Annotated in this window: 18 protein-coding genes; 3 read left to right on the top strand and 15 right to left on the bottom strand. The window is 45.8% G+C overall.

Annotated features, from left to right (window positions below):
• Window positions 1–121: 121 nt before the first annotated feature.
• Window positions 122–1123, bottom strand: coding sequence for a GPR endopeptidase (gpr, locus tag NYE35_RS24375; protein ID WP_036677518.1), 1002 nt, complete (start codon window positions 1121–1123; stop codon window positions 122–124).
• 304 nt (window positions 1124–1427) lie between these two features.
• Between gpr and rpsT the strand changes: the two genes are divergently transcribed.
• Window positions 1428–1700, top strand: a complete 273-nt coding sequence (gene rpsT / locus NYE35_RS24380; protein ID WP_036677521.1) for a 30S ribosomal protein S20 — start codon at window positions 1428–1430, stop codon at window positions 1698–1700.
• A gap of 158 nt (window positions 1701–1858) precedes the next feature.
• Here the strand turns inward: rpsT and NYE35_RS24385 are convergent, their stop codons facing one another.
• The 6 genes from NYE35_RS24385 to NYE35_RS24410 form a co-directional block, all read right to left on the bottom strand.
• On the bottom strand, window positions 1859–2353 hold the full coding sequence (locus NYE35_RS24385; protein WP_341122173.1) for a hypothetical protein: 495 nt from the start codon (window positions 2351–2353) through the stop codon (window positions 1859–1861).
• Window positions 2354–2389: 36 nt separating this feature from the next.
• The gene (gene holA / locus NYE35_RS24390) at window positions 2390–3409 is read right to left on the bottom strand and encodes a DNA polymerase III subunit delta (RefSeq protein WP_036677525.1); all 1020 of its coding nucleotides are present in this window, start codon (window positions 3407–3409) and stop codon (window positions 2390–2392) included.
• A 276-nt stretch (window positions 3410–3685) separates the two neighbouring features.
• Complete coding sequence (locus NYE35_RS24395) at window positions 3686–4948, bottom strand: anti-sigma factor family protein (RefSeq protein ID WP_076179380.1); 1263 nt, start codon at window positions 4946–4948, stop codon at window positions 3686–3688.
• Window positions 4945–5493, bottom strand: a complete 549-nt coding sequence (locus tag NYE35_RS24400; protein WP_036677530.1) for an RNA polymerase sigma factor — start codon at window positions 5491–5493, stop codon at window positions 4945–4947. The genes NYE35_RS24395 and NYE35_RS24400 overlap by 4 nt, the downstream gene beginning before the upstream one ends.
• A 308-nt stretch (window positions 5494–5801) precedes the next feature.
• The gene (locus NYE35_RS24405; RefSeq protein ID WP_036677533.1) at window positions 5802–6038 is read right to left on the bottom strand and encodes a hypothetical protein; all 237 of its coding nucleotides are present in this window, start codon (window positions 6036–6038) and stop codon (window positions 5802–5804) included.
• Window positions 6039–6276: 238 nt separating this feature from the next.
• Complete coding sequence (locus NYE35_RS24410; protein WP_036677536.1) at window positions 6277–6918, bottom strand: bifunctional 2-keto-4-hydroxyglutarate aldolase/2-keto-3-deoxy-6-phosphogluconate aldolase; 642 nt, start codon at window positions 6916–6918, stop codon at window positions 6277–6279.
• 345 nt (window positions 6919–7263) lie between these two features.
• On the opposite strand from NYE35_RS24410, the gene NYE35_RS24415 reads away from it, so the two are divergent.
• Window positions 7264–8214 carry a sugar kinase gene (locus tag NYE35_RS24415; protein ID WP_036677538.1) on the top strand — a complete coding sequence of 317 codons (951 nt, stop codon included), beginning with the start codon at window positions 7264–7266 and terminating at the stop codon, window positions 8212–8214.
• A gap of 476 nt (window positions 8215–8690) precedes the next feature.
• Here NYE35_RS24415 and NYE35_RS24420 read toward each other — a convergent pair whose 3' ends face one another.
• From NYE35_RS24420 to NYE35_RS24450, 7 genes are all read right to left on the bottom strand, one after another.
• Complete coding sequence (locus NYE35_RS24420; protein ID WP_036677540.1) at window positions 8691–9707, bottom strand: LacI family DNA-binding transcriptional regulator; 1017 nt, start codon at window positions 9705–9707, stop codon at window positions 8691–8693.
• A 72-nt stretch (window positions 9708–9779) separates the two neighbouring features.
• The gene (locus tag NYE35_RS24425) at window positions 9780–10898 is read right to left on the bottom strand and encodes a hypothetical protein (protein ID WP_076272404.1); all 1119 of its coding nucleotides are present in this window, start codon (window positions 10896–10898) and stop codon (window positions 9780–9782) included.
• Window positions 10895–11434 (bottom strand): RNA polymerase sigma factor, encoded by a 540-nt coding sequence (locus NYE35_RS24430; RefSeq protein ID WP_052097267.1) that lies wholly within the window; start codon window positions 11432–11434, stop codon window positions 10895–10897. Before NYE35_RS24430 ends, NYE35_RS24425 begins: the two co-directional genes overlap by 4 nt.
• Window positions 11435–11567: 133 nt before the next feature.
• Window positions 11568–13631 carry a glycosyl hydrolase 115 family protein gene (locus NYE35_RS24435; protein ID WP_254924570.1) on the bottom strand — a complete coding sequence of 688 codons (2064 nt, stop codon included), beginning with the start codon at window positions 13629–13631 and terminating at the stop codon, window positions 11568–11570.
• Window positions 13632–14497: 866 nt separating this feature from the next.
• Window positions 14498–17173 (bottom strand): ComEC/Rec2 family competence protein, encoded by a 2676-nt coding sequence (locus tag NYE35_RS24440; protein WP_076105890.1) that lies wholly within the window; start codon window positions 17171–17173, stop codon window positions 14498–14500.
• A gap of 113 nt (window positions 17174–17286) precedes the next feature.
• Entirely contained in the window at window positions 17287–17805 is a 519-nt protein-coding gene (locus tag NYE35_RS24445; protein WP_341122174.1) for a deoxycytidylate deaminase, read from the bottom strand.
• Window positions 17806–17919: 114 nt separating this feature from the next.
• Window positions 17920–18657 (bottom strand): ComEA family DNA-binding protein, encoded by a 738-nt coding sequence (locus NYE35_RS24450; protein ID WP_254924571.1) that lies wholly within the window; start codon window positions 18655–18657, stop codon window positions 17920–17922.
• A 187-nt stretch (window positions 18658–18844) separates the two neighbouring features.
• On the opposite strand from NYE35_RS24450, the gene comER reads away from it, so the two are divergent.
• Window positions 18845–19696 (top strand): late competence protein ComER, encoded by an 852-nt coding sequence (gene comER / locus NYE35_RS24455; RefSeq protein WP_036677548.1) that lies wholly within the window; start codon window positions 18845–18847, stop codon window positions 19694–19696.
• Between the two features lie 61 nt (window positions 19697–19757).
• Here the strand turns inward: comER and leuS are convergent, their stop codons facing one another.
• The gene (leuS, locus tag NYE35_RS24460) at window positions 19758–22208 is read right to left on the bottom strand and encodes a leucine--tRNA ligase (protein ID WP_076141550.1); all 2451 of its coding nucleotides are present in this window, start codon (window positions 22206–22208) and stop codon (window positions 19758–19760) included.
• Between the last annotated feature and the right edge of the window lie 158 nt (window positions 22209–22366).

Consider the following 22366-nt stretch of genomic DNA (forward strand, 5'->3'; position numbering starts at 1 on the left):
TTATACTCCAAATCTATGAGTGCAAGAGCAATACTAGAACCGAAAATGAGAGAATAGACTTAAAGCCCGTACAGGATACCTTAATTCAGCATCCCGCCGGGCTTAACAAACCATAATTCAGTTAGTGGGTATACGCGCCAACATTCTCAGGATCAACCGCATCATGTAAAGCCGCATTCAAACCACTGGCCACGATATTCGCGATCCCTTCAATAAATTCATCGATTTCCTTGGGAGTGACGATCAAATCGTGCCCCAGGGGTTCAAGCACTTCCTTCACTAATGACAAGCGTTCCTGCTCAGAGATATCGTCCAGCATTCCCATGATTTCCTTAGTATGGTTTGCTCCTTGCCCGAAGTGATTTTTCATCATCTCCAGCACATTATTCACAATAGTTGATGCATAGCAGACAGTGGGCACTCCGATTGCGATACAAGGAACACCCAGAATTTCTTGGGTCAATCCACGTCGCTTGTTGCCAATCCCCGAACCGGGATGGATCCCAATGTCGGCAATTTGAATCGTCGTATTGATACGCTCCAGTGACCGGGATGCCAACGCATCTATGGCGATAATAAGCTCAGGTTTCGTGCGATCCACGATTCCCTGCACGACCTCACTCGACTCAATTCCAGTCAGCCCAAGCACTCCAGGAGCAATAGCGCTCACCTTACGATAACCAGGGGAGATCTGATCCGGAACCAGCTCATAGAACTGCCGTGTAATGAGTGAGTTCTCCACCACTAAAGGACCCAGTGAATCCGGTGTAACATTCCAGTTACCAAGACCAACAATCAACACAGATGCATCCTTGCCAATCCCAATTCTGATCAAAAAGTCCTCAAATTCGCGGGCAAAAACTTCTGCCACCTTTTGCTGCAAGCCTGTATCTCCGCCACGCAGAGCGGGTACCTCAAGGGTTACATAGTTGCCAATTGCGCGTCCTATTGCCTGTGATCCGGCAGCATTAGCTACACCAAGACGGGTCACTTTAATCCCATCAGACTCTTCCACTTCTTCGTTCACACCAGGGATTGGCGTTCGTTGTGGGCCTTGAGCCATTTCCTTTGCCTCTAACGCCAAATCGGTGCGCACAGAATATAGCTGCAGATCCGGTTCCATTGTGTACCAGCCTCCTAAAAGTTTTGTAAGCATACACTTCCATGAATTACTTCGAACAAAACTCACTTCGAAAGCAGCTGCTTAGTTTTGTAAGCATACACTTCCATGAGTTCATCCTCATTTGGCAAGCTTCTGCCTATGCTCTTTTGTCGATAGTGTGCGAGAGAAAGCCAATGTTTATGCAGGATACGGAGGTTTAATTTGAAAGCTTTAAGTATTGCTTTTTGCTACCGGTCATGCTAAACTATTTTAAGTTGTGAATCATTTGATAATGATTTCGAATGTCTTACAGGAGGTGAATGCAATGCCAAATATTAAATCCGCGGTTAAACGCGTAAACACGAACGAAAAACGCCGTGCACTGAATGCTTCCCAAAAATCCGCGCTTCGTACAGCTGTGAAAACTGCTGATGTAGCTCTGACTGGTACGGAAGTAGAAACTGCTCAAGCTGCTTTCCTAGCTGCTTCCAAAAAGCTGGACAAGGCCGTAAGTAAAGGTCTGGTTCATAAAAATGCGGCTGCCCGCAAAAAATCCCGCTTGGCGAAGAAATTGAACGCTCTTACGGCTCAAGCCTAAGACGACATTCATAATGAGCAATTGAAGAACCTGACCGCTATGCTTCATACGGTTAGGTTTTTTTGTGTCTATTAATTAATAATAAGTAGTGTTAGTTACTTTTAAGAGATGTGTGTTAAATGAAAGAAGACCACCTTAGAGAGGCGGTCTTCTTTCATTTATTTTTTCTCTTTTTTCATTTCATAATAGTTACCATCCCATAAGAAAATCATCGTTTGATCGTCTTTAACAATAAAACTGCTGCCGGGATTCGTCCAATTATTTATAGATACCGTCTTAACCGATTCCGTTTCGATCCCAAGGTCACTTAATTCATTTCTGTATTCGTTAAAAAAGTCATCCTTAGTGATGTTCTCTTCCTTATATTCAGGGCTCATAATTTCATCTTTATCAAAAGATGCTTTTTCTATCGAATAAGTTACTCGCATTCCAATAAGCTTTTCATCCTCCGCTGCCGAGACAGGTGTAGAACCTACTATACTTTGTACACTCCATTCACCAAAATAAGAAGGTGCATCTGCAGAGGTATTCGTATTCGTATTCGCAGGCGACTCAGAGGCAGATCCTGACGATGAATTAGTATCCGTTTTGCCACAGGAACTAATTAGTAGAACGAGTAAAAGCAGTGCCGAATATTGAAATATTCTTTTCATAGTCAGATCATCTCCAATACTTTTTCCCTTCTTAGCTCAGACACCTAAACGCAGCATGAACAGTTCCAGCCCTAGCACTTTGTCTATAGCCCCTGTTTTCATTTTATAATCCAGATCCGCCAATGCACTTAAGATTTGCCGCAATCGTTCACTGGAGAACTTATGGGCCTGCTCCCCAGCAAGCTTAACCGCATAAGGATGCAATCCGATCTGTGACGCAATCTGTCCCTGCGAATAACTATGTGCTGATAAATCCTTAACCTGCAAAATAATGCGGAACTGCCGCGCAACCAGCGCTGCGATCTTGATCGGTTCCTCACGCTGCTTCAGCAGCTCATATAATGTATCAAGCGCCTTATCAAGACGCAGATTAGCGATATCCTCAACAAGCGTAAACACATTTTGTTCTGTTCCACGATGTACCAGACTCTCTACGGCCCCCGCATCCACAGTGCCGCCCTTACCAGCGAATAAACAAAGCTTGTCCATCTCTGCAGATAAACCTTGCAAGCCGGTGCCTGCATTCGTTATAAGAATTTCTGCAGTGCCAGGTGCCATTACACAACCACGCTCACGAATTCCTTTTTCCACCCAGCGCAGCAGCTCTTCTGCTCCCAGCGGATTAAAGGCTAATACTGTGCCCACTGATTTGACAGTCTTCACAATTTTTTTACGCTCATCCAGCTTATCATTATTCACCATAAAGACGATCACACTGAAGTCTACAGGATGCTGCAAATAGTCACTTAAAAGATCTATACGATGCTCCAGTTTGGCATTTTCTTTGCCCGCTGTAAATAACGAGGCATCCCGCACCAGCAATAGTTTACGTTCTACCATAAATGGCACAGTCTCCGCTTCTTCTACCACAGCCTGCACCGGCGTCTCAGAGAGATCAAAGGGAATAACTGCGAAATCACGATCCTCTTTAGCAATCAGCTGTTCTTCCAGCAGTGCCGTGAATTCATTCATTCGAAATTTCTCACTGCCATATAAAACATACAACGGTGAGATCTTCCCTTGTTTGATTTCTTTTATCGCCGTTTTGGCATCCATCCCGCCACTTCCTTTTCCATTCATCTAGCCCATTTTGTCCAGAGTTCTATTGTAGCAAAAAAAACTACAAAAATGCATGCAAAAACGGAGAAACTCTGGCAGCCATGGCCAAAGCCTCTCCGTTTAAGCGGCGCATCTATATAAACGACGGAGTGCGAAGCTCTAGAAACTCCACATCCGGCGGTCATACCGATGTTCTGCAAAACCTATACTTTCTAGTTCCTGTCCTGTTGATATAGTATATTCAGAAACTTCGAAAAAAGTTCCAACCCCACTTTAATTTGTTGAAGATGAGGTTGGAGTGTTCGTTGGGGTCGCTCCAGGGGATGCAGCCGGACTTGAAGAAGCAGTAGCTGCTTCCTGTACAGTGAACACCTTGGTTACATTCACACCATCTTTTTCTGTCACGTACGTAAACTTCGAGCTGTCCGCGGACCATTCACCAGAAATCCAATTTCCTTCTAGCGGATAAGAGTTTACGGCTAACCGTTCTTCCGCTGAGCCCTCTGGCGACTTCTTATAAATTACAAGCTGCAACCCAACAAATTCTATAGCATACTGACCATCAGGAGAAGTCCAGGTCTGCACATTAGGATCTTCAGAACTGCTTAAGCTCATAACTTCCCGTCCGTAGTCATATGGAAACTTTAAAGAATCCTCCATCGGTGGAGCAGAATCGGCTGCGCTGTCTGAATTCATATCAGCAGTTTGCTCCTTATTATCCACCTTTAGCTGATTGCTACTGGCGTTGCTAGAATCTGAATTTTGAGATTTCGTGGCGACATCCTGCCTTGGCGGAGCAATCTTCTCTGTCGGCTTAGGATCTGCGCTTTGAGGCGGTTCAGTGATCGACCGCCCTCCAGCTCCCGCTCCCGCATCAGCTGCATCCGCCGGTGCACTTGGCATCGAGGCAGGGTCCACTGGTCCCGTCGCTCTATCTAAAGCGGCGTTATCTTCGTTCATCTCCGGTGCATCCATCTTAAACTGCGCAGCGCCCTCGTTCTCTCCACCAGCGGCAGGTGAAGCTCCATCAGAGTTAGCAGTAATAGAAGCTTGCGATTCCATTGCTGTATCCTTAGTATCATCGCTGGCTGTTTTAGCGCTATCCTGCATCCTTTGTTCCACTTCTGCCCCAGGCATTTTATCGGGCATATTAAATATTGCGATCCCTAATAGAACGGCAGCTGCAATAGCTCCAATGCCTGTCCGTGTTGCTATAGAGGTTCCCTTGGCAGGTTTACCGCGGGAGCTTTCACGTGAAAATGGGACAACAACCGGCTCCTCAGATCTCACAGCACTTTGTTCACGACTGCTTCGATCCAATTCTGCAAGCTGAGGTAAAATAGAGTCAACCAGACTAAACGGGGGTTTCACGTCTGGCAACTGCTCCAATTCATTGGAGAGAAGTGTCAGGCGCTCAAAGACTTCCGCGCAGGAAGGACAATTATCGATATGACGGAACATTTCAATAATCTCATCTTGACTCAAATCTTTGTCTAAATAGCGGTGCATCCATTCCATCACCTCCGCGCATTTCATCCCGATACACCACCTTTCTGGTACTCCTGAAGTCTATTCTGCAGTTGCTGTCTAGCCCGAAATAAGTATGATTTCACTGTATTCAAGGGCAAATCCAGACAATCTGCAATCTCGTTGTAAGAAAAATCCTGTAAATAGCGCAGGACGATGACTGTCCGATGATGCTCGGGCAATTGATCAATTGCTTCACGTATATCCTCAGCTAAATAAGAGGATAGAACCTCACGTTCCACATTGTGTTTATCCTGAAACACCATTTCATGTTCATCAATAGAAACTGTAGGTTTAGTTCTTCTGAATTTATCAATGCAAATGTTAGTGACGATTCGCTGAACCCACGTTTTGAACTGGGCCTTCTCCTCATATGAGCCGATTTTTGTATAAACCCGGATCAAGGCTTCCTGAGATGCATCTAACGCATCTTGTTCATTATGCAAAATGTAGAAGGCCGTTTTATATACATGTCCTTCAATTTCTCGCAATAGGGTGATTAGAGCGTCGCGATCGCCCGCTTGAGCGGCTCTGATGAGTCCCTGCTCCACCACGAAGGTTCCCCCTCTCTATGCAATCTTACTGACGCGCAAGACTGCGAATTTGTTGCAACCGTGTAATTAATATTTTTAGAATACCAAACTTTTCTTAGAACGTCATGTTAAGCCAGCCGTTACAACGCGTTATCCCGCATTGCACAGCCAATAATTCCTACTAAGCATACAGGGGAAACAACAATCATTCAAATACTCTTTTTCACTATCTTAGTAACAAAAATGACATCAAAAGAAACGGCCTATCCCCTTGTCGGAAATGAAGCCGTCTGTCTTAAATATTACCCTCCGGAATCGGGCAAGAAACTCTATTTATAGAGCGCAATTTTGCAGAGCATGAAGACCGCGTAGTTTTCCCTAGTCTCATCATCCACCACATAGGCTTCTCCATTCTCAAATAATTGAGGGTTATTGTAATTGCGCTCTAATCTGTAGATCTGCCCTTCCGTCACCTTACAACCATGGAATGCCGACTCAATTTCTACGTACTCAGCATCATCTTCATCCGCTGCTTGATACAGCGCTTTGTCATTATAAGCAGGCATATACTCACTCCCGGCTGGATAATAGATCCTGACGTTCAGTCCATGTATCACTACTCTTCTATTATATAGTTTATTATCTTTATCCCGATTCTATACTTTCTAAAAAGCATAGAATAAAAGGAATATGGACAGCTCAAAGAAAATCAACATAAAAAGGCTGCATGGCCAACATCTGTCAGCCACACAGCCTATAAATAAAAACGCGAATCTGGATTTCAATCTCCGTTCGAACTATACATTAAATCCCTTTTATCTCTTTAAACTTCGCCACATATTGGGCAGCAAGATCGGTAATCTGATCGTATCGGCCATTCTTCGCCGGTGCAGTCAAATTCCCCCCAATGCCCACAGCCATGCAGCCGTTTGCAATCCACTTCTCCATATTGTTCAAATCCACGCCACCGGTCGGCATAATATTCACATGTGGCATAGGACCTTTAACCGCTTTTACATAATCCGGACCGAAAGCACTGCCAGGGAACAGTTTAAGCACATCCACGCCGTACTTCAACGCTTCCTTCATTTCATTTAATGTCATGCAACCAGGCATATAGGGAATGCCGTAAAGATTACACATCTTAGCTGTCTCCACTTCAAAAGAGGGACTAACGACAAACTCTGAACCTGCAAGAATGGCTATTCTAGCTGTTAATGGGTCCAAGACAGTTCCGGCGCCAATCACCGCACGACTCCCGTACTCTGCAACCAATCTCTTAATCGCCACGTCCGCGTCTGGTGTAGTAAAAGTTACCTCAATATTATTTAGACCGCCTTCTATACAAGCAACGGACATCTTAAAAGCTTCCTCAGCACTTTCTGCTCGAATAACCGCTACAACCCCGACGGATGCCACATTCTGTAATACTTTCATTTTCTTCATCAGTAGACTCCCTTTCTCTTGGACGATCATAGATAAACAGGAAATACTTTTTTAGATAAACTATTTTATTAAATTTACTAATTATTGCATTTTGTTCTATAAGGAAATAGTAATAACAATACGATTAACAGTCAATACATTTTTATTACATCAGAGGGAAATAAGTAATAAAATCTAAGAAAAACCTTTATAAAACAAGGGTTTATGGAAACATTATTTTCTTTTTACGAAAAAAGTTTTTTGGTTAACAATCATTATTTTATTGTACAAAACCGATTTATGTGATAATTTCAAATTACAAATCATTATACTGGGATAAAATCATTACCCTAGGAGGAACTAAAAATGAGTAAACAGCTGGATGCCGTCACTTTCGGGGAGCCGATGGCGATGTTTTATGCGAATGAGGCCGGTCCTCTGCATGAAGTATTTTCGTTCTCCAAAGCATTAGCAGGTGCAGAAAGCAACGTGGCTACAGGCTTGTCGCGTTTGAATCATCCTACAGGTTATGTTACGAAGCTTGGCGAAGATAACTTTGGCACATTCATTGCTCAGGCGATGAAGAATGAGAACATTAATACGGACAATATTACTTTTACTAAAGAGTATTCAACAGGTATGCTTATCAAATCGAAAGTGGTTACCGGCGATCCAAAGGTCGAATACTTCCGCAAAAACTCCGCAGCCTCCACGCTTAGTCTGGAGGATTTTGACGAGGCCTACTTCAATTCCGCAGGACATCTGCATGTTACAAGTATCTCCGCCGCTTTGTCCAAGAACTGTCTTGAATTTTCTATTCACGCTATGGAATTTATGAAGAGTAAAGGAAAGACGATCTCTCTGGATCCTAATCTGCGTCCTAGCTTATGGCCGGATACAGAAACAATGGTGAGTACCATTAATGATCTGGCTACACGCTGCGACTGGTTCCTGCCGGGGCTCGGTGAAGGTAAAATCCTTACCGGACTGAGCACACCCGAAGAGATTGCTGACTATTACCTGGAGCGTGGCGTAAGCTTAGTCGTCATCAAGCTTGGCCCTGAAGGCGCTTACTATAAATCCTCTGCTGGGGAAGGTTACGTGGACGGATTCAAGGTGGAGCAGGTTGTTGATACGGTGGGTGCAGGTGATGGATTTGCGGTTGGCGTAATCAGTGCGATGCTGGAAAAGCTTCCGATTGCTGAGGCCGTCAAACGCGGCAATGCGATCGGTGCGTTAGCCGTCATGTCGCCAGGCGATATGGACGGACTTCCCACCCGTGAGGAACTTGCGAAGTTTATGCAACAAGAAGTCTAATAATCGCAAAAGAGCAGCGATTCTCCGTTATTGGAGGAGCGCTGCTCTGCTTTTTGGGTCGCTGATTGGCTGCTATTGCTATGCTATTGCTATTGCTACTGCTATGCTATTGCTATGCTATTGCTATGCTTCAGCAGTGTAATCACGTACCCCTGGGGCTTTCGGACCCAGAAGACGCTATTTGCGATTTTTTTACCTTTGCGGCGTAGTTTCGGACTCCAGTGACGCTATTCCTTATGAAAAAGGGCATTTAGCATGTTTTCCATGCCGATAACTGCGATGGGGTCCGATAGTACTCCAAATATGGGATTATACTGCTTATAAGATCAGCTGAGTCCGATAGCGACTTCCTGCGCGAAAATATTACTCAATCAAACCCAAGTTTAGTGTTTAGATAAAGTTAGGTCCAATAAAAGGGGGAGTGCTCAACAAGCTAAGAAATAGCTGCTGGGCACTCCCCTTTTTATAGTTCGAACTTATTTGTAAGACTTCACCGACTGCCCTTGCTGCAAGGTCGGCGGGAAACGATATGTAATTGGAACAGAAGCTCCCTTATCCTCGATACAAGAGAGTATAATCTTGGCAGCCTGCATCCCCATCTCGTAAGCAGGCTGTCGGATTGTCGTAATGACCGGATTATATATTTGCGCGAATTCCGCATCATCTATCCCGATGACCGACAACTGTTCTGGAATAGAGATGGCATTTCGATTCGCATATTTCAGAATTTCCGCTAGTGTGATGTCGTTCGTAGCCAGCAACGCTGTCGGCGGCTCCGGCAGTGCTAATAAGTGTTCCAGCCCCGAAGCTAATTCCTCTTTGGATACACTGCAAATATACTCCTCACGCAGCGTTATGCCCGCTTCTTCCATCGCTTTTTTGTAGCCACTAATCCGCTCTTTCCGAGGGGTAATCGCATGCTCCCCAATTGGGAGGGACACCAGAGCAATCCGCTCATGACCTTGCTGTATTAGCTGCCCTACGCCTATCTTTGCCGCCATTTCATTGTCCAGCAATAGACTCTGCGTGGTGATTCCATCTACCAGACGATCCATAAAGACTAGCGGAAAATCAGCCTCTATCAGCCTGCTATAGGCAGACGGGTTATTCCCTGTAGGAAAAATAATCAGCCCGTCCACCTGACGTGCGATTAAGGTTTCTACATACTTGCTTTCTTTCTCCGCATTCTCATCCGCGTTGCATATGATCACTTGGATTCCGTGATGCTGCAGCTCATTCTCAATCGCCCGGATACATTGGATTGACAGCGTATAGTCAATATTGGCTACGATGATCCCGACCATATGCGTCCGATTCTGCTTCAGACTGCGCGCCAGACCATTCGGCTGATAATTAAGCTCCTCAATTACTGCCTCAATCCGGTTTTTCGTCGCTTCACTCATATATTTAAAACGTTTGTTCAAAAATTGGGAGACCGTACTTTTCGAAACTCCCGCTTTTTGAGCCACATCATCAATCGTTAACTTCTTCATCGCTTCGGCTCCACTCTTCTCAAAAGAAAATACTTTATCAAAAAGTATAGCTTTTATTTAGTGATTTATCTACTAGGGAGTATTGTTCATATAATCCATATAAAGCTTATTTTGCTGCTCTTCGGATAAAAAAGCCCAATTCTCATCCAGCCACCCCAATCCAGCTTTCGTAAGAATATCCGCTTTACGTTGTTCCCCACCCACTTTATAATCCATAATTAATGTTTCTCCCTTAATCTCTTTAAAACCAATTGCTGTAGCAGGTGTTGGAATGCTCATGGTCTCCATATCATAAAGTACGGTTTTCTCTTTGTACTTTTTATCCCCTGCATATTCTAAGTAACTAAGTACGAGTTGTCCATGCTCCTTATCAACAGCGATTAATGACTTGTATTCTAAAAGTGTATTATCGAAGGATGCAAGCGCTATTGGAACTACAGATTCTCCCGCCGCTGCTTTTTTAACATTAAGCATTGAAAATTTAACATCCTCATACATTCCTACACCAAGAGTCATTTTGAAGGAAATTAACAGGACGTAATCGCCTGCTCCAAAAAATCCACTCAAATATTGATACGTACTTGCCCCTCCCCCATAAAGAGGAAAAGTATAAATCCTAGTAGCCGAAGAAGCCGATAGCTCCGTCTGGTCCTTAGAGCTCAGGTAAAGAGTGAACGGTTCTGTAGGATGTGTGTACTTTGGCTTCTTGTAGTCAACCATCGGGGGTGGCGGCGACCAAAGAATTCCCGCTGTTGTCTCAACGGCATACGCTTTGCTCTTATCTCTGTTCATTGGCAAAGGCATGTAGTATTTCTTACCGCTAATCTCAAATTCTACTGGACTTGTCGGAGGCTCTAACGCTTTATCATTAGTTGCAGAACTAGAAGAAGGCAGTATGCCTGCGCCTTGTGACTGAACGGATGGCGAATGGATTGGCCCTGTGTTTTTCCATACACCCATAGGCAAGGTAAGCGCACCTATCAACAAAACCGTAGCCAGACTGGTTAGAAGCACATTTTTATTCATCCAATAACGTTTGTAACCTGAACTTTTATTCACAGCAGCCTGTTCGATCCGCATCATTAACTCAGGCGTGAAACCATCTTCAATGAAAGGTCTTTTGCCTGCTTCCGCATACCAATCCGTCTGCCCGATCATCACTGGATTACTATCATCCGCGTTGCGTTTCATTCCCTCTCCTCCTTCTGGATAGCCTCTTTAACCTTCTCTCTCGCCCGCGCGAGCCGAGATTTCACGGTTCCTTGTGCTACATTCAGCAAATCTGACATTTCGGCAATGGATAATCCATGTTGAATATCTAGCACAAGCACCTCTCTGTTCTTCTCTGGAAGGGTCATAATAATTTCCCAGATACGGTTCGCATACTGATTGCCGAGAGCTTCTTTTTCCGCAGAAGGAGCATTAACAGTAGTAGGTTGATCGCCCAAAGCTATGAATCTGCGCCAAAAGCTATTTTTGCTCCAACTGAAGGCCGTATTTCTGGTAATTGTAAGCAGCCAGGTTTTCATCGAAGATTGACCCCGGTATTTCCCAACATTCTTATACGCCTTCAAAAATACTTCTTGGCTGATATCATTTGCCTGCTCTCGACTTCTAGTTAAGAAAAAAGCATAATTCCACACATCCGAGCCATGCGCCTCCATCATTTCCCGCAAACTCATTGCGGGCGCGTACGCTGCTGTATATGGTATATCTTCGCTTAGCATGTTTCGCCTCACCCCTTGCCTAATAAGACTTTCCAAACTTGAAAAAGTTCCCTCTAAAATAAAAAAATAGGTCATTCATTAAAAAACACCACTAGTGAACGTTTTAAGCGTTCACTAGTGGTGTGCGGATATTTTAAAGAGAGCTGAATTTCTCCTCCAGCCGCCGTGCAAGCTCATCGTCCGGTAACGGATTACGATGCGTATTTTCCAGATAGATATGCTTTTCAGTCTCGGGCATCAAATATTCCTTATACCATAAAAACATATCCGGACTATCCCCCTGAATCCGCAAAAATTTTCGGGCTGTTTCTACATGATCTATAGTGTTGGCAATATTGGTCAACCAATCAGCCCGATAAAAATGCTTCCACTGACCGATCTCTGCCCGTAAAAGAGCCTGCTGGCCCTCCTTATAATCCCAAACCGCATGTGAAGCTTCGATAAACGCCTCTGGAAATCGCTCTTCTTGGTAACACATATACGCCTGGCAAAGAGAGGATAACCCTCTGCACCCGCTCCAATGCAGCTCAATTTGAACTAGCAGTTGAACATGCAGCCTGTTTCGCTCTTTTTCGGGTAAAAGTTCCATCACCTCTAGGCACTGCTTTCGCAGCAGATACCAGACTAGTACAACTCGCTCAGCTCGATCCCTGAACCATCGAACCTGCTCTACAAAAGGAACATCCCCTGCGGCCCAGCGCAGACGTTCATCGCTCTCCGTCTTATTTTGCAGCCAATGCCCTATAATCTGCCTTGCCGGATGATGATAGAATTCATCGCCTGCGCGGTCGTCAGCATTAGGACCATATACTATGGTGTTTTTGAAGTAGCTTTTGTACAATTGGGCAATTCGCCCCTGTTGCGCTGTGTAGAAACGGTTAACGAAGGTCTGAAGTTGTTCATCAGCATCTGCTGTTCCATCCATCCACAACTTTGCTGTCAGATCTAATGTATAGAGATGAGGCAAAATATTCCCTGAATTCACCAGCAGATATTCACTAGCCCCTGCCGCAAATGCACCCTGTAATTCCTCCACTATAAAGGACGGATCCGTAGGGAATTGTGTTAGATGATTGGAGGCCTGCAAATCGTGGAAGGTGACGTGGTAATATACCCCGTTTTTGCCTTGATCACCTGCCTCGGGTAGAGCAGGCACGCGCAGATTCAGATGGCCATGTCGCCGCGACACCATTTTGCCGTATCCGTTATCCGCCCATATTTTAATAACACCTTCTGGAACTTCGATCTTTCCCTGTTTATACAGCTCCGCAATTTCTCCGTACATCGCCATACAGCACACAGGCTGGTCCACATATTCACAGATCATATCGTATTGCTTGCGAACCACAAATGAGATCAAATCGCCCCGTTTCTCCGGAGTATCAAAAGAGGGGTCATTCTCCCAAAAAGGTTTATCGCCCTGTCCGCGGAAGGAGAGCACCCAGAGTGTTTTTTCATCTTTTTGCCGCTCGATGGCTTCTCTCCACAGCTGTTCAAACAATTCTGGATATTCTTTATAGCTAGCCTGCTTGCCCGGAAAAGCACGCAGGAACATTTGCGCGCCAAGCGGCTCCGCATGATGATGTGTGATCCACAGTCCCATATCTACCGCAAGCTGATGATGAACTCCGTCTCTCGGCAAATCCGTCCCCGGGATTACCATATTTCCACCACAGCGCAGCAGCGCTTCAAAAACAGGCTCCCATACCTCCGCCGTCGGAGGATAATCCTCCTTCCAGCCGATAAGACACACTTCATCATTCACGAACCAACCTCGGTAACGTACCTTTGGCTGAATGCTGTTGTAGTCAGAAACAGGCAGATTGATCGCATCTTTCTTAGCAGGAGGAAGCTCCGCCCAGAACCAGAAGGGATCGACACCAAGCACGTGGCGGCTGTAATGAAGCATCCCATAAATAATGCCCAATTCATCACGGCCGATAATATGCAGGACCCGATCCTCTTCACTACCTGCAAAATGCAAACAAAAACCCTCTGCCCATTCCGGGCAGCCATCATCCTGTGTTGCATAACGAATAATTACAGTAGCTGCTGCTCCTTGTAACGGAGCTTTTCCGAACACCTGCTCATGATCTCTGGCGATCATTCGCCAAGCATGTCCAATTGGATTACTACATTCCACTTGAACATCGTATACACTTTCCGCTGTGACTCTAAATTCTGCATATGTATTCACTATCGCTTCATCTCCTAATTCGCTACAAAACACGGAGGACATAAGCTTCTCACCACCGGGCTTTGAAACATAGTTTAAATAGGCATAGAGTTTACCAGAATCTTCTATCTCTATTATAAAGCGTTTACATAGATTGTGCATGCACGCGTAATAATTACTGGAGGAGGACGGCGGTTACTGGAGCTGGAGCTACTGCATTAGAGCAGTTGGTGCTAGACAGGACAACAGTTACGACAGTTACTGCAATAGAGCAGCTGGTGCTAGAAAGGGACTACAGTTACTGCATTAGAGCAGGTGCTAGAACAAATGGACTGGGATCATCAGCAAGTAATCGGAATTTGGGTGGAAGTTAACATCGTTACAACGATAATATGTAACAGAAGCGCTTTGGTATGTTCATATGGAGCGTTCTATTGCACTTTGTGCAACTAAAAAAGATCTTTCCAGCTCATAAAGTGATTTAGTTGCACTTCATGCAACTATTTCTGCTCAAAATTAGAGAAATAGGCATTTTTCCAGATTCCAAGTGTACAAAGTGCAACTAAATGAAGATCCAGCTACTTTAAAGTGCGATCTATTGCACAAAGTGCAACTAAACGAGTTTTTAGGTTCTATGGTGTCTATGGGGAAGAATGCAACGGAAGGAGCTACATAGATTCTGCGATATTGATACATGATGACCTACTCTGCACTAACGCGACAGAAGGAGCTACTTGAGCTGTCTACTACCTAAATTAATTCGGATAGGAGCAACTTTGCCCGCTTACACAAACCGCAACAGTAGAAGTCCGTGTGCACTCACAAATCCCTCTTTCATACCCCAGCACTCAATCACATTACTCTACTACCTTCCTCTACTACCTTCCTTAATCCGCTCCCTCCGCCAACTTATGACGCACCATAATCCCGTCGGCCCGCACACGCATCTGAATCTCCCCCTGCTGATCCGTTCTAAAAATAGCAGCATGATTAACTTCCAAACGTTCCAATACCTCAGCTTTCGGATGACCATATAGATTATTTACTCCCGCAGAAATCACCGCAGCCGATGGATGCCAGAACTGCAGCCAAGACTCGCCTGTTGAAGTTTTGCTCCCATGGTGAGCTACTTTTAAAACGTCAATGGAAGGTCCTGCGTTAATACCCTTTTGCAGTGCTTGCTGCACAATCTCCTCCTCGGCTTCCAGATCCATATCTCCGGTAAATAGAAAATTTCTTCCGTTCATCTCTAAACGAAAAACTACAGAATCGTGGTTCTGATCCTCTAGCATTGGGATGCCATTCAGCATAGAAGCACCTGACGCTGCTCCCTCTCTATCTTGTTCCTCCGGCCATAAAAAGGACAGCTTTGTCTTATCATCCGGGGAAAGCCTCATTCCCTGATGCACGGCATACAGTTGAACATTGTTCTCCAGCGCAGTCCGCATCATCTCCATATAAGATTCACGGTCAGCGAGTGTGCCATTAAAAAGCAGTGCCGAAACCGGAATCGCCTCCATAACGGCTTGGAGTCCCCCGGCATGATCCTGATCCCCATGAGTCAAAATAATCGCGTCCAGACGGTGGATCCCACGTTTTTTAAGCAAGGGCACCAACACTTTAGCCCCTACCTCGAACGGGCTGCGGCGAATCCGCCATTCTTCTTTTTGCCCAAAATTTAACGTTCCTCCACCATCTACAAGGATATGAGCTCCTTTTGGTGTAGTGATGAGGATACTGTCGCCTTGCCCGATATCCAGATAACTAATCGTCCCTTTACCTTCCATTCTTTCTGACTGATAACCCTTGTACAGCATTAGGCCCAGTCCAACCGCAGATAGTAGAACAATCGCTCCGCTCCAACGTACAAACATAGGCGCATCCAAAAAATACTGTGCGCTCCCCGCTCCCCCAAACCCGCCGTGCTTGTTCACAGCTAAACCAATCTCAGCTAACGGCCTCGTCTCATCCTCCATATACTGCGGTGTTGCGCGGGCTTCCATTCTTAGCTTGGCAGCATACAACAGCCCGTACAACAAGACATAATACACTCCGATCCACAGCAGTGAAGGCGAGCGCCAAATCAAAACTCCACCAGCAAAACCATTGATCCATTCAACCGCATAAAAAGTAACGTTATTCAGCAGCTCCGTAATATGTGCCAAAAAAATTGCAGCATCTCCCCACAATCGTCCAAGCAGTAGCGCCAGCGTTCCTAAAGGCAATACAATAAAAGTAATAAAGGGCACAAAAACCAGATTAGCCACTAAAGACAGCAGCGAAAATTGATTAAAATAATAGATCGTCAATGGAAATGAGACCAACTGGGCAACTAGAGTCACAGAGACGGCGCTTTTAAGCCAGCGTGGCAGTGCCCTCAGCAGAGGGTCCATAAGCGGAACGTAGACCATTAATCCTAAGGTCACCAGAAATGACAACTGGAAACTGACACTGAGCAGCATGTAAGGATTCCAAATCAGCATAACCAGTGCCGCTGCAGCCAAAATATTCAGTCCATCCTTCAGCATGCCAACTCGTGCAGCGAGCAATGCAATCATACTCATTAATCCCGCACGTACGATAGACGGACCCGCACCTGTCAAAAGGACGTATATGGGAACGAGCACTAAGGTGACTGTTAGCGTGGTCTCTTTTGTCATCCGTAAGCGCCTGAATATAAATAAAAGAACACCAACATACACTGCAACATGCATGCCTGAAATGGCGAGGATATGTGTCAACCCAAGTTGTGAGAACTGCTTAAAGGTATCCGGATCGAGATCATCCTGCATCCCAATCACCAAACCCTTCATATATCCAGAGTGGCGCTCTTGAAACAGCCGATCCGTCTCTGCTCCAAGAACTGCCCGCGCTTTATCATTCCAGCGTAAGATCATTAACGGACGCCATGAATCTGGAGCCGTTGCTTGCACGTTCTCTGCCCCCTGACCCTTTAGAAGCCAGTGGATCTTCTGCGTATGTAAATAGGCTCGATAATCAAACCCTCCGTAATTCCGCGCTGTCGCTGGCTCTTCAAGTACGCCGTTTAGCGACACCTGATCCCCTCTGCGCCACTCCGCGGCAATAGCGATTTCTTGCTCGGCAAGAAGTTTGATCTGCACCATAATTAACTCCCCATGCCCCCTTTTATCTTGTTCGTCCCGCGGATCAGGCGAAGCGGCCTCTTCCTCAGTAATCAACGATAACTCTGAGAGCTTCATCGTAAAATCAACCCGGTCCCCGTCCCGTTCCACAACGGAAATAATCGTCCCCTTAGCCTCCACGGCAGTCTCATTCAACTCCGAAAATAATTTCCCCAGCACTTCAGGCAGGTGACTTACATTGCGGCCTTCATTCCATTCCCAATATCCAGCGGATATAATAATCGCCAAACAAAATACCGCCAGCTGTTTCCAGCTCATGTTCACCCAAACTCTCATACTAACCAGTAACAATAGTAATCCAGCCCCCGCCAACCACAAGCTAATCCCTGAGTATAAACACGCTGCTGCACTTCCAGTCACCCAACACACTGTAAAACTTAATAAGGGTCTCTCCTTCACGCCTCCATTCTCCTCCTTTCGCAAGATAAAAAAAGAACCTCTGCATACGCCATAAAAGCGTACGAGAGGTTCTTCCTCAAGTCATCTTATTCAATTAGGGTTGTACAATACAGCTAATCCGCTACTTTAATCATCGTTTCACTTGGCGGCTCATAATTTTCCAATTGGCGAAATACGATGCCTTTGGCAGCCATCATTGCCTCTACCTTTTCCATATCCTTAAGGTAAGGACGATAATACACAATCTCCACAATACCGCTATTAGCCAGCATATTTGCACAGGTCCAGCAAGGCTCATCCGTCACATAGACGGTGCTGCCTTCCCGGTCAATCCGGTCTGTGAATAGCAAAAGATTCTGTTCCGCATGAATCGTGCGAATGCAGCGCTGTTTCTTCACCATAGTCTCTACGCCATCCACGATCTCCATCTCATATTGCTCCGAGAGCATACAACCTGCCTCTGAGCAATCAGGTACGCCCATTGGCGCCCCGTTGTACGCGGTACCAAGCAGCTTTTTGCCTTGCACCAGCACAGCACCTACATGTCGTCGTGAGCAGCGTGAACGAGTTGAGACCATACAGGCAATGTCCATGAAATAAGTATCCCAGTCTTTACGATAGGCAGTAGTCATAATCAATCTCCATATCCTTCTAAATAGTTGTTAACTATTGTAGCACATCCCCGCAAGTTTTCACTAGGACAACGGTTGTAGCACATCCAGCGAGGCTTCAGTTCCTATTTATCTTCAAAATATTACTAATGCTTTTAACTTCTCCAGTATTTTGGGTCCTATCCCCTTCACCTTCCCCAGATCAGATAGGCTGCGAAAGGTCCCTACAAGGTTGCGGTAATCCATAATTGCCTGAGCCTTCTTTTCTCCGATGCCCGGAAGATCCATCAGCTCCTTAACACCCGCAGTATTCACATTTACTTTACCTTCCTGTGAAGCTGCTGATGCGGAAAGCTCAGTCGCCTCCTTAGCCGCAACAGCTTTATCCCCTGCCGACGTTTGCTTTCCTGCAATGTTTGGCGTTTGAACTTCTGCCCCTGTTGGTGTTTGACCTTCTGCCGTTGGTGTTTGGCCCGCTCCTTTTGCTCGCTCCCCCGCAGCGGCTGCCGTAGCTTTTTCATCTGCCGAAGTTTGGACAGCTTGTTCTGCTTGTTCTGCTTGTTCTGCTTCTTCTGCTTCTTCTGCTTGCGCAGCCTCCTTAACCTTCTCACCGTCTTCAACATTCCCAGCAGCTTCAGCCTGCCCTGCATCTTTCTCTAAATGTTGCTTATTTCCTTTCGTCTGATGACCTCCCTCACTGCCCCCAGCAGCTGGAGCGTCACCAGACTCAGCGATTCCAACAGCTTGCTCCATACCAACATTCAAAGTCTCCCACCCGGCAATCCCGGAATCGCCCTTGCTTCCCGCCGCCCAGAATAGCCCACTTCCTATTACAGCAGCAGCCACTCCTAGCACGATACTCCCTTTATTCATATCACTTTCCTCCTCACAAAAATTCTTCTTATGCCTTTTTGTGAATCTTCATACATTCCTGCGGCTGGAAACTCCTTTAATAATTCATACAAAACCTGTCATCTGTCCAAGTCTATCCTGCATACATATAACGAAGAGCATTCATGTCAGTTAGTAAAAAAGCAACGCTAGAAAGGAGGAACCACAGGTGAAAGTAGGATTTATCGGAACAGGCAGCATGGGCAGCCTGCTGATTGACGCCTTTCTTTCTTCCGGAGCCCTGAATCCGTGCGATGTACTCGCCAGCAACCGCAGTCTGAATAAACTGCTGGAGCTAGAAGATCGTCATCCCGGCATAAACTTATGCGGAAGCAATAGTGAAACAGCGACTGGAAGTGACATTGTTTTTTTATGTGTAAAACCGCTGGAATTCAAAACCTTAACAGATGAGATTGGCCCTTATCTCCGCAGCGATCAAATCGTCGTATCCATTACAAGTCCCGTTCAATTGCAACATCTGGAATCCGCTTTGCCGTCCAAAATAGCCAAGATCATCCCCAGCATTACACACTGTGTCAAAAGTGGGACATCACTGTGCATATTTGGCAGCAGGCTTAATAAAGAAGACAGGCTTGTGCTGCTGCAGCTGTTGTCTTTCATAGGTGTTCCTTTGGAAATTCAAGAGGCCCATACCCGAATCGCTTCTGATTTCTCCAGCTGCGGACCTGCGTTCTTGAGCTATTTCATTGAACGCTGGATTGAAGCTGCGGTGGAAGTTACCGGGATTGAAGAGACGTTAATCAGCCGGCTTGCAGGTGAAATGCTGCTTGGAACAGGCAAGCTGCTGACAGAAGGAGAATTCACCCCGCAAGAGCTCCAAGAACGTGTAGCTGTCCGTGGCGGGATTACCGCAGAGGCACTGAACCATCTTCGCATTAGCCTTGAGGGCGTATTCGAACGTCTCATCATGACTACGCATGATAAATACGATGAGGATGTCACCAAGCTGGATGCATTATTTGGGCATGACGGTATTATTCAAAGTCCTGTAGACCGTTAGAAAACAATAAAACCCGCAGCACGGAATTCTCCGTTGCTGCGGGCATTATTGCGTTCTTCGCTTAACCCACTACGATATTTACAAGCTTGCCAGGAACCGCAATGATCTTGCGTACGGTTTTACCTTCTACTGCTGCACTCACATTCGGGAGTGACAACGCATGAGCTTGCATCTCTTCTTGACCCATATCCTGCGGGATCAACGCGCGTTGTACGATTTTACCATTTACCTGAATAACGATTTCAACCTCAGCATCCACCGTCCATGCTTCATCATACGTTGGCCAAGCCACGTAGCTGATACTTCCTTCGTGACCGAGCAGCTGCCACAGCTCTTCAGCGATGTGAGGCGCCAGTGGTGACAACATTTGTACGAAGTGTTCAGCAGCTTCTTGGGACAAAGTTTCTTGCTTATAAGCATCGTTAATAAAAATCATCAACTGGCTAATTGAGGTATTGAAACGCAGATGCTCGAAATCATCAGTGACCTTCTTAATGGTCTTGTGCCAAGTGCGTTTGAACTCGTCAGTGCCACCGTCTGCTGTGATTTTGGTGCTCAGCTTACCATCTTCACTCACGAACAGGCGCCATACACGGGACAAGAAACGGTGAACTCCTTCTACACCCTTTTCATTCCAAGGTTTGGTTGCTTCCAGAGGGCCCATAAACATTTCATACACACGTAGTGTATCTGCACCAAAAGCTTCCACAATCTCATCCGGGTTGATGACATTTCCGCGTGATTTACTCATTTTTTCATTATTATTTCCAAGAATCATACCTTGGTTAACCAGCTTATGGAAAGGTTCTTTTGTTTCAACAACGCCGAGATCATAAAGCACCTTGTGCCAAAAACGTGCATAGAGCAAGTGAAGCACGGCATGCTCCGCTCCACCAATATACAGATCTACTGGAAGCCATGCTTTTTGCTTCTCAGGGGAGCACAGCTCTTGATCGTTTTTCGGATCAATATAACGCAGGTAATACCAGCAGCTGCCCGCCCATTGCGGCATGGTGTTCGTCTCGCGGCGAGCCTTCATGCCAGTCTCAGGATCAATAGTTTCCACCCACTCTGTTACATTCGCAAGTGGAGATTCCCCTGTACCCGAAGGTTTGATCGCATCTACATCCGGCAGTACCAGCGGCAGCTGATCAACCGGAACAGTCTTCATTGTGCCGTCTTCCAAATGCAGAATTGGAATGGGCTCTCCCCAGTAGCGTTGGCGGCTAAACAGCCAGTCACGCAGACGATAGGTTACTTTGCCTTTACCTACGCCCTTTTCTTCCAACCAAGCAATCATCTTCGCAATCGCTTCTTCATTCTTGAGTCCATTCAGGAAATCAGAATTGACATGCGGACCATCTCCGGAATAAGCCTCTTCTTCAACGTTGCCGCCTTGAACGACTTCCACGATATTCAGGCCGAATTGTTTAGCAAATTCCCAGTCGCGTGTATCGTGACCCGGAACTGCCATGATTGCTCCCGTTCCGTAACCAGCAAGCACATAATCTGCAATCCAGATTGGCGCCTTCGCACCATTCACAGGATTAATTGCATATGCGCCTGTGAAGACACCGCTCTTCTCTTTTGCCAAATCCGTACGCTCCAGATCGCTTTTACGAGAAGCTTTTTCACGATATTCTGCCACAGCAGCACGCTGAGCTTCAGTGGTAATCACATCAACAAGCTCATGCTCTGGTGCCAGTACGCAGTAACTTGCTCCGAACAGTGTATCTGGACGTGTAGTAAACACGGTCAGGTTAGCCTTGTGACCTTCAATGTTAAAGTTCACTTCTGCACCTGTTGATTTCCCGATCCAGTTGCGCTGCATATCCTTGATGCTTTCGGACCAATCCAGTTCTTCCAGATCCTCCAGCAAACGCTCAGCGTACTCTGTAATTCTCAGAATCCATTGACGCATCGGTTTGCGCACGACCGGGTGACCGCCGCGCTCACTTTTACCATCGATAACCTCTTCGTTGGCAAGTACCGTACCCAGTGCCTCACACCAGTTAACAGGTACTTCTGCTACATAAGCCAGGCCTTTGTTATACAACTGGATAAAAATCCATTGTGTCCATTTATAATAATCCGGATCTGTCGTGCTGATCTCGCGGTCCCAATCGTAGGAGAAACCCAGCGATTTGATCTGACGACGGAAATTATCGATGTTCTTATCGGTAAAATCACGTGGATGCTGGCCGGTATCCATCGCATACTGCTCTGCCGGAAGTCCAAAAGCATCCCAGCCCATCGGATGCAATACATTGAAACCGCGCATCCGCTTGTAGCGAGAAACGATATCAGTCGCTGTGTAACCCTCTGGATGACCTACGTGCAGTCCTGCACCTGAAGGATACGGAAACATATCCAGTGCATAAAAATTGGGTTTTTCAGGATCTTCTCCTGTCTTAAAGCTTTTGTTCTCATCCCAGAACTTTTGCCATTTCGGCTCAATAGTCTGCGCCCGGTAACCACCAGCGGGTGTGCTATTTGTTTGATTGTCGCTCATTGTCTGCTCCTCCTTGGAGTGTTACTTCTTAGATTTCTTATTTCTTAACCAAGCATATACACCTTCGGTGTCCTTATAAGGACGGTAAGCGTTTATGCGGGAAATATAAGACATGAAGTATTGCGTAAAACGTATACTCTCTTATATTTACAAAAAAA

Source organism: Paenibacillus sp. FSL L8-0494, from assembly GCF_038003695.1.
Lineage (GTDB): Bacteria > Bacillota > Bacilli > Paenibacillales > Paenibacillaceae > Paenibacillus_AQ > Paenibacillus_AQ odorifer.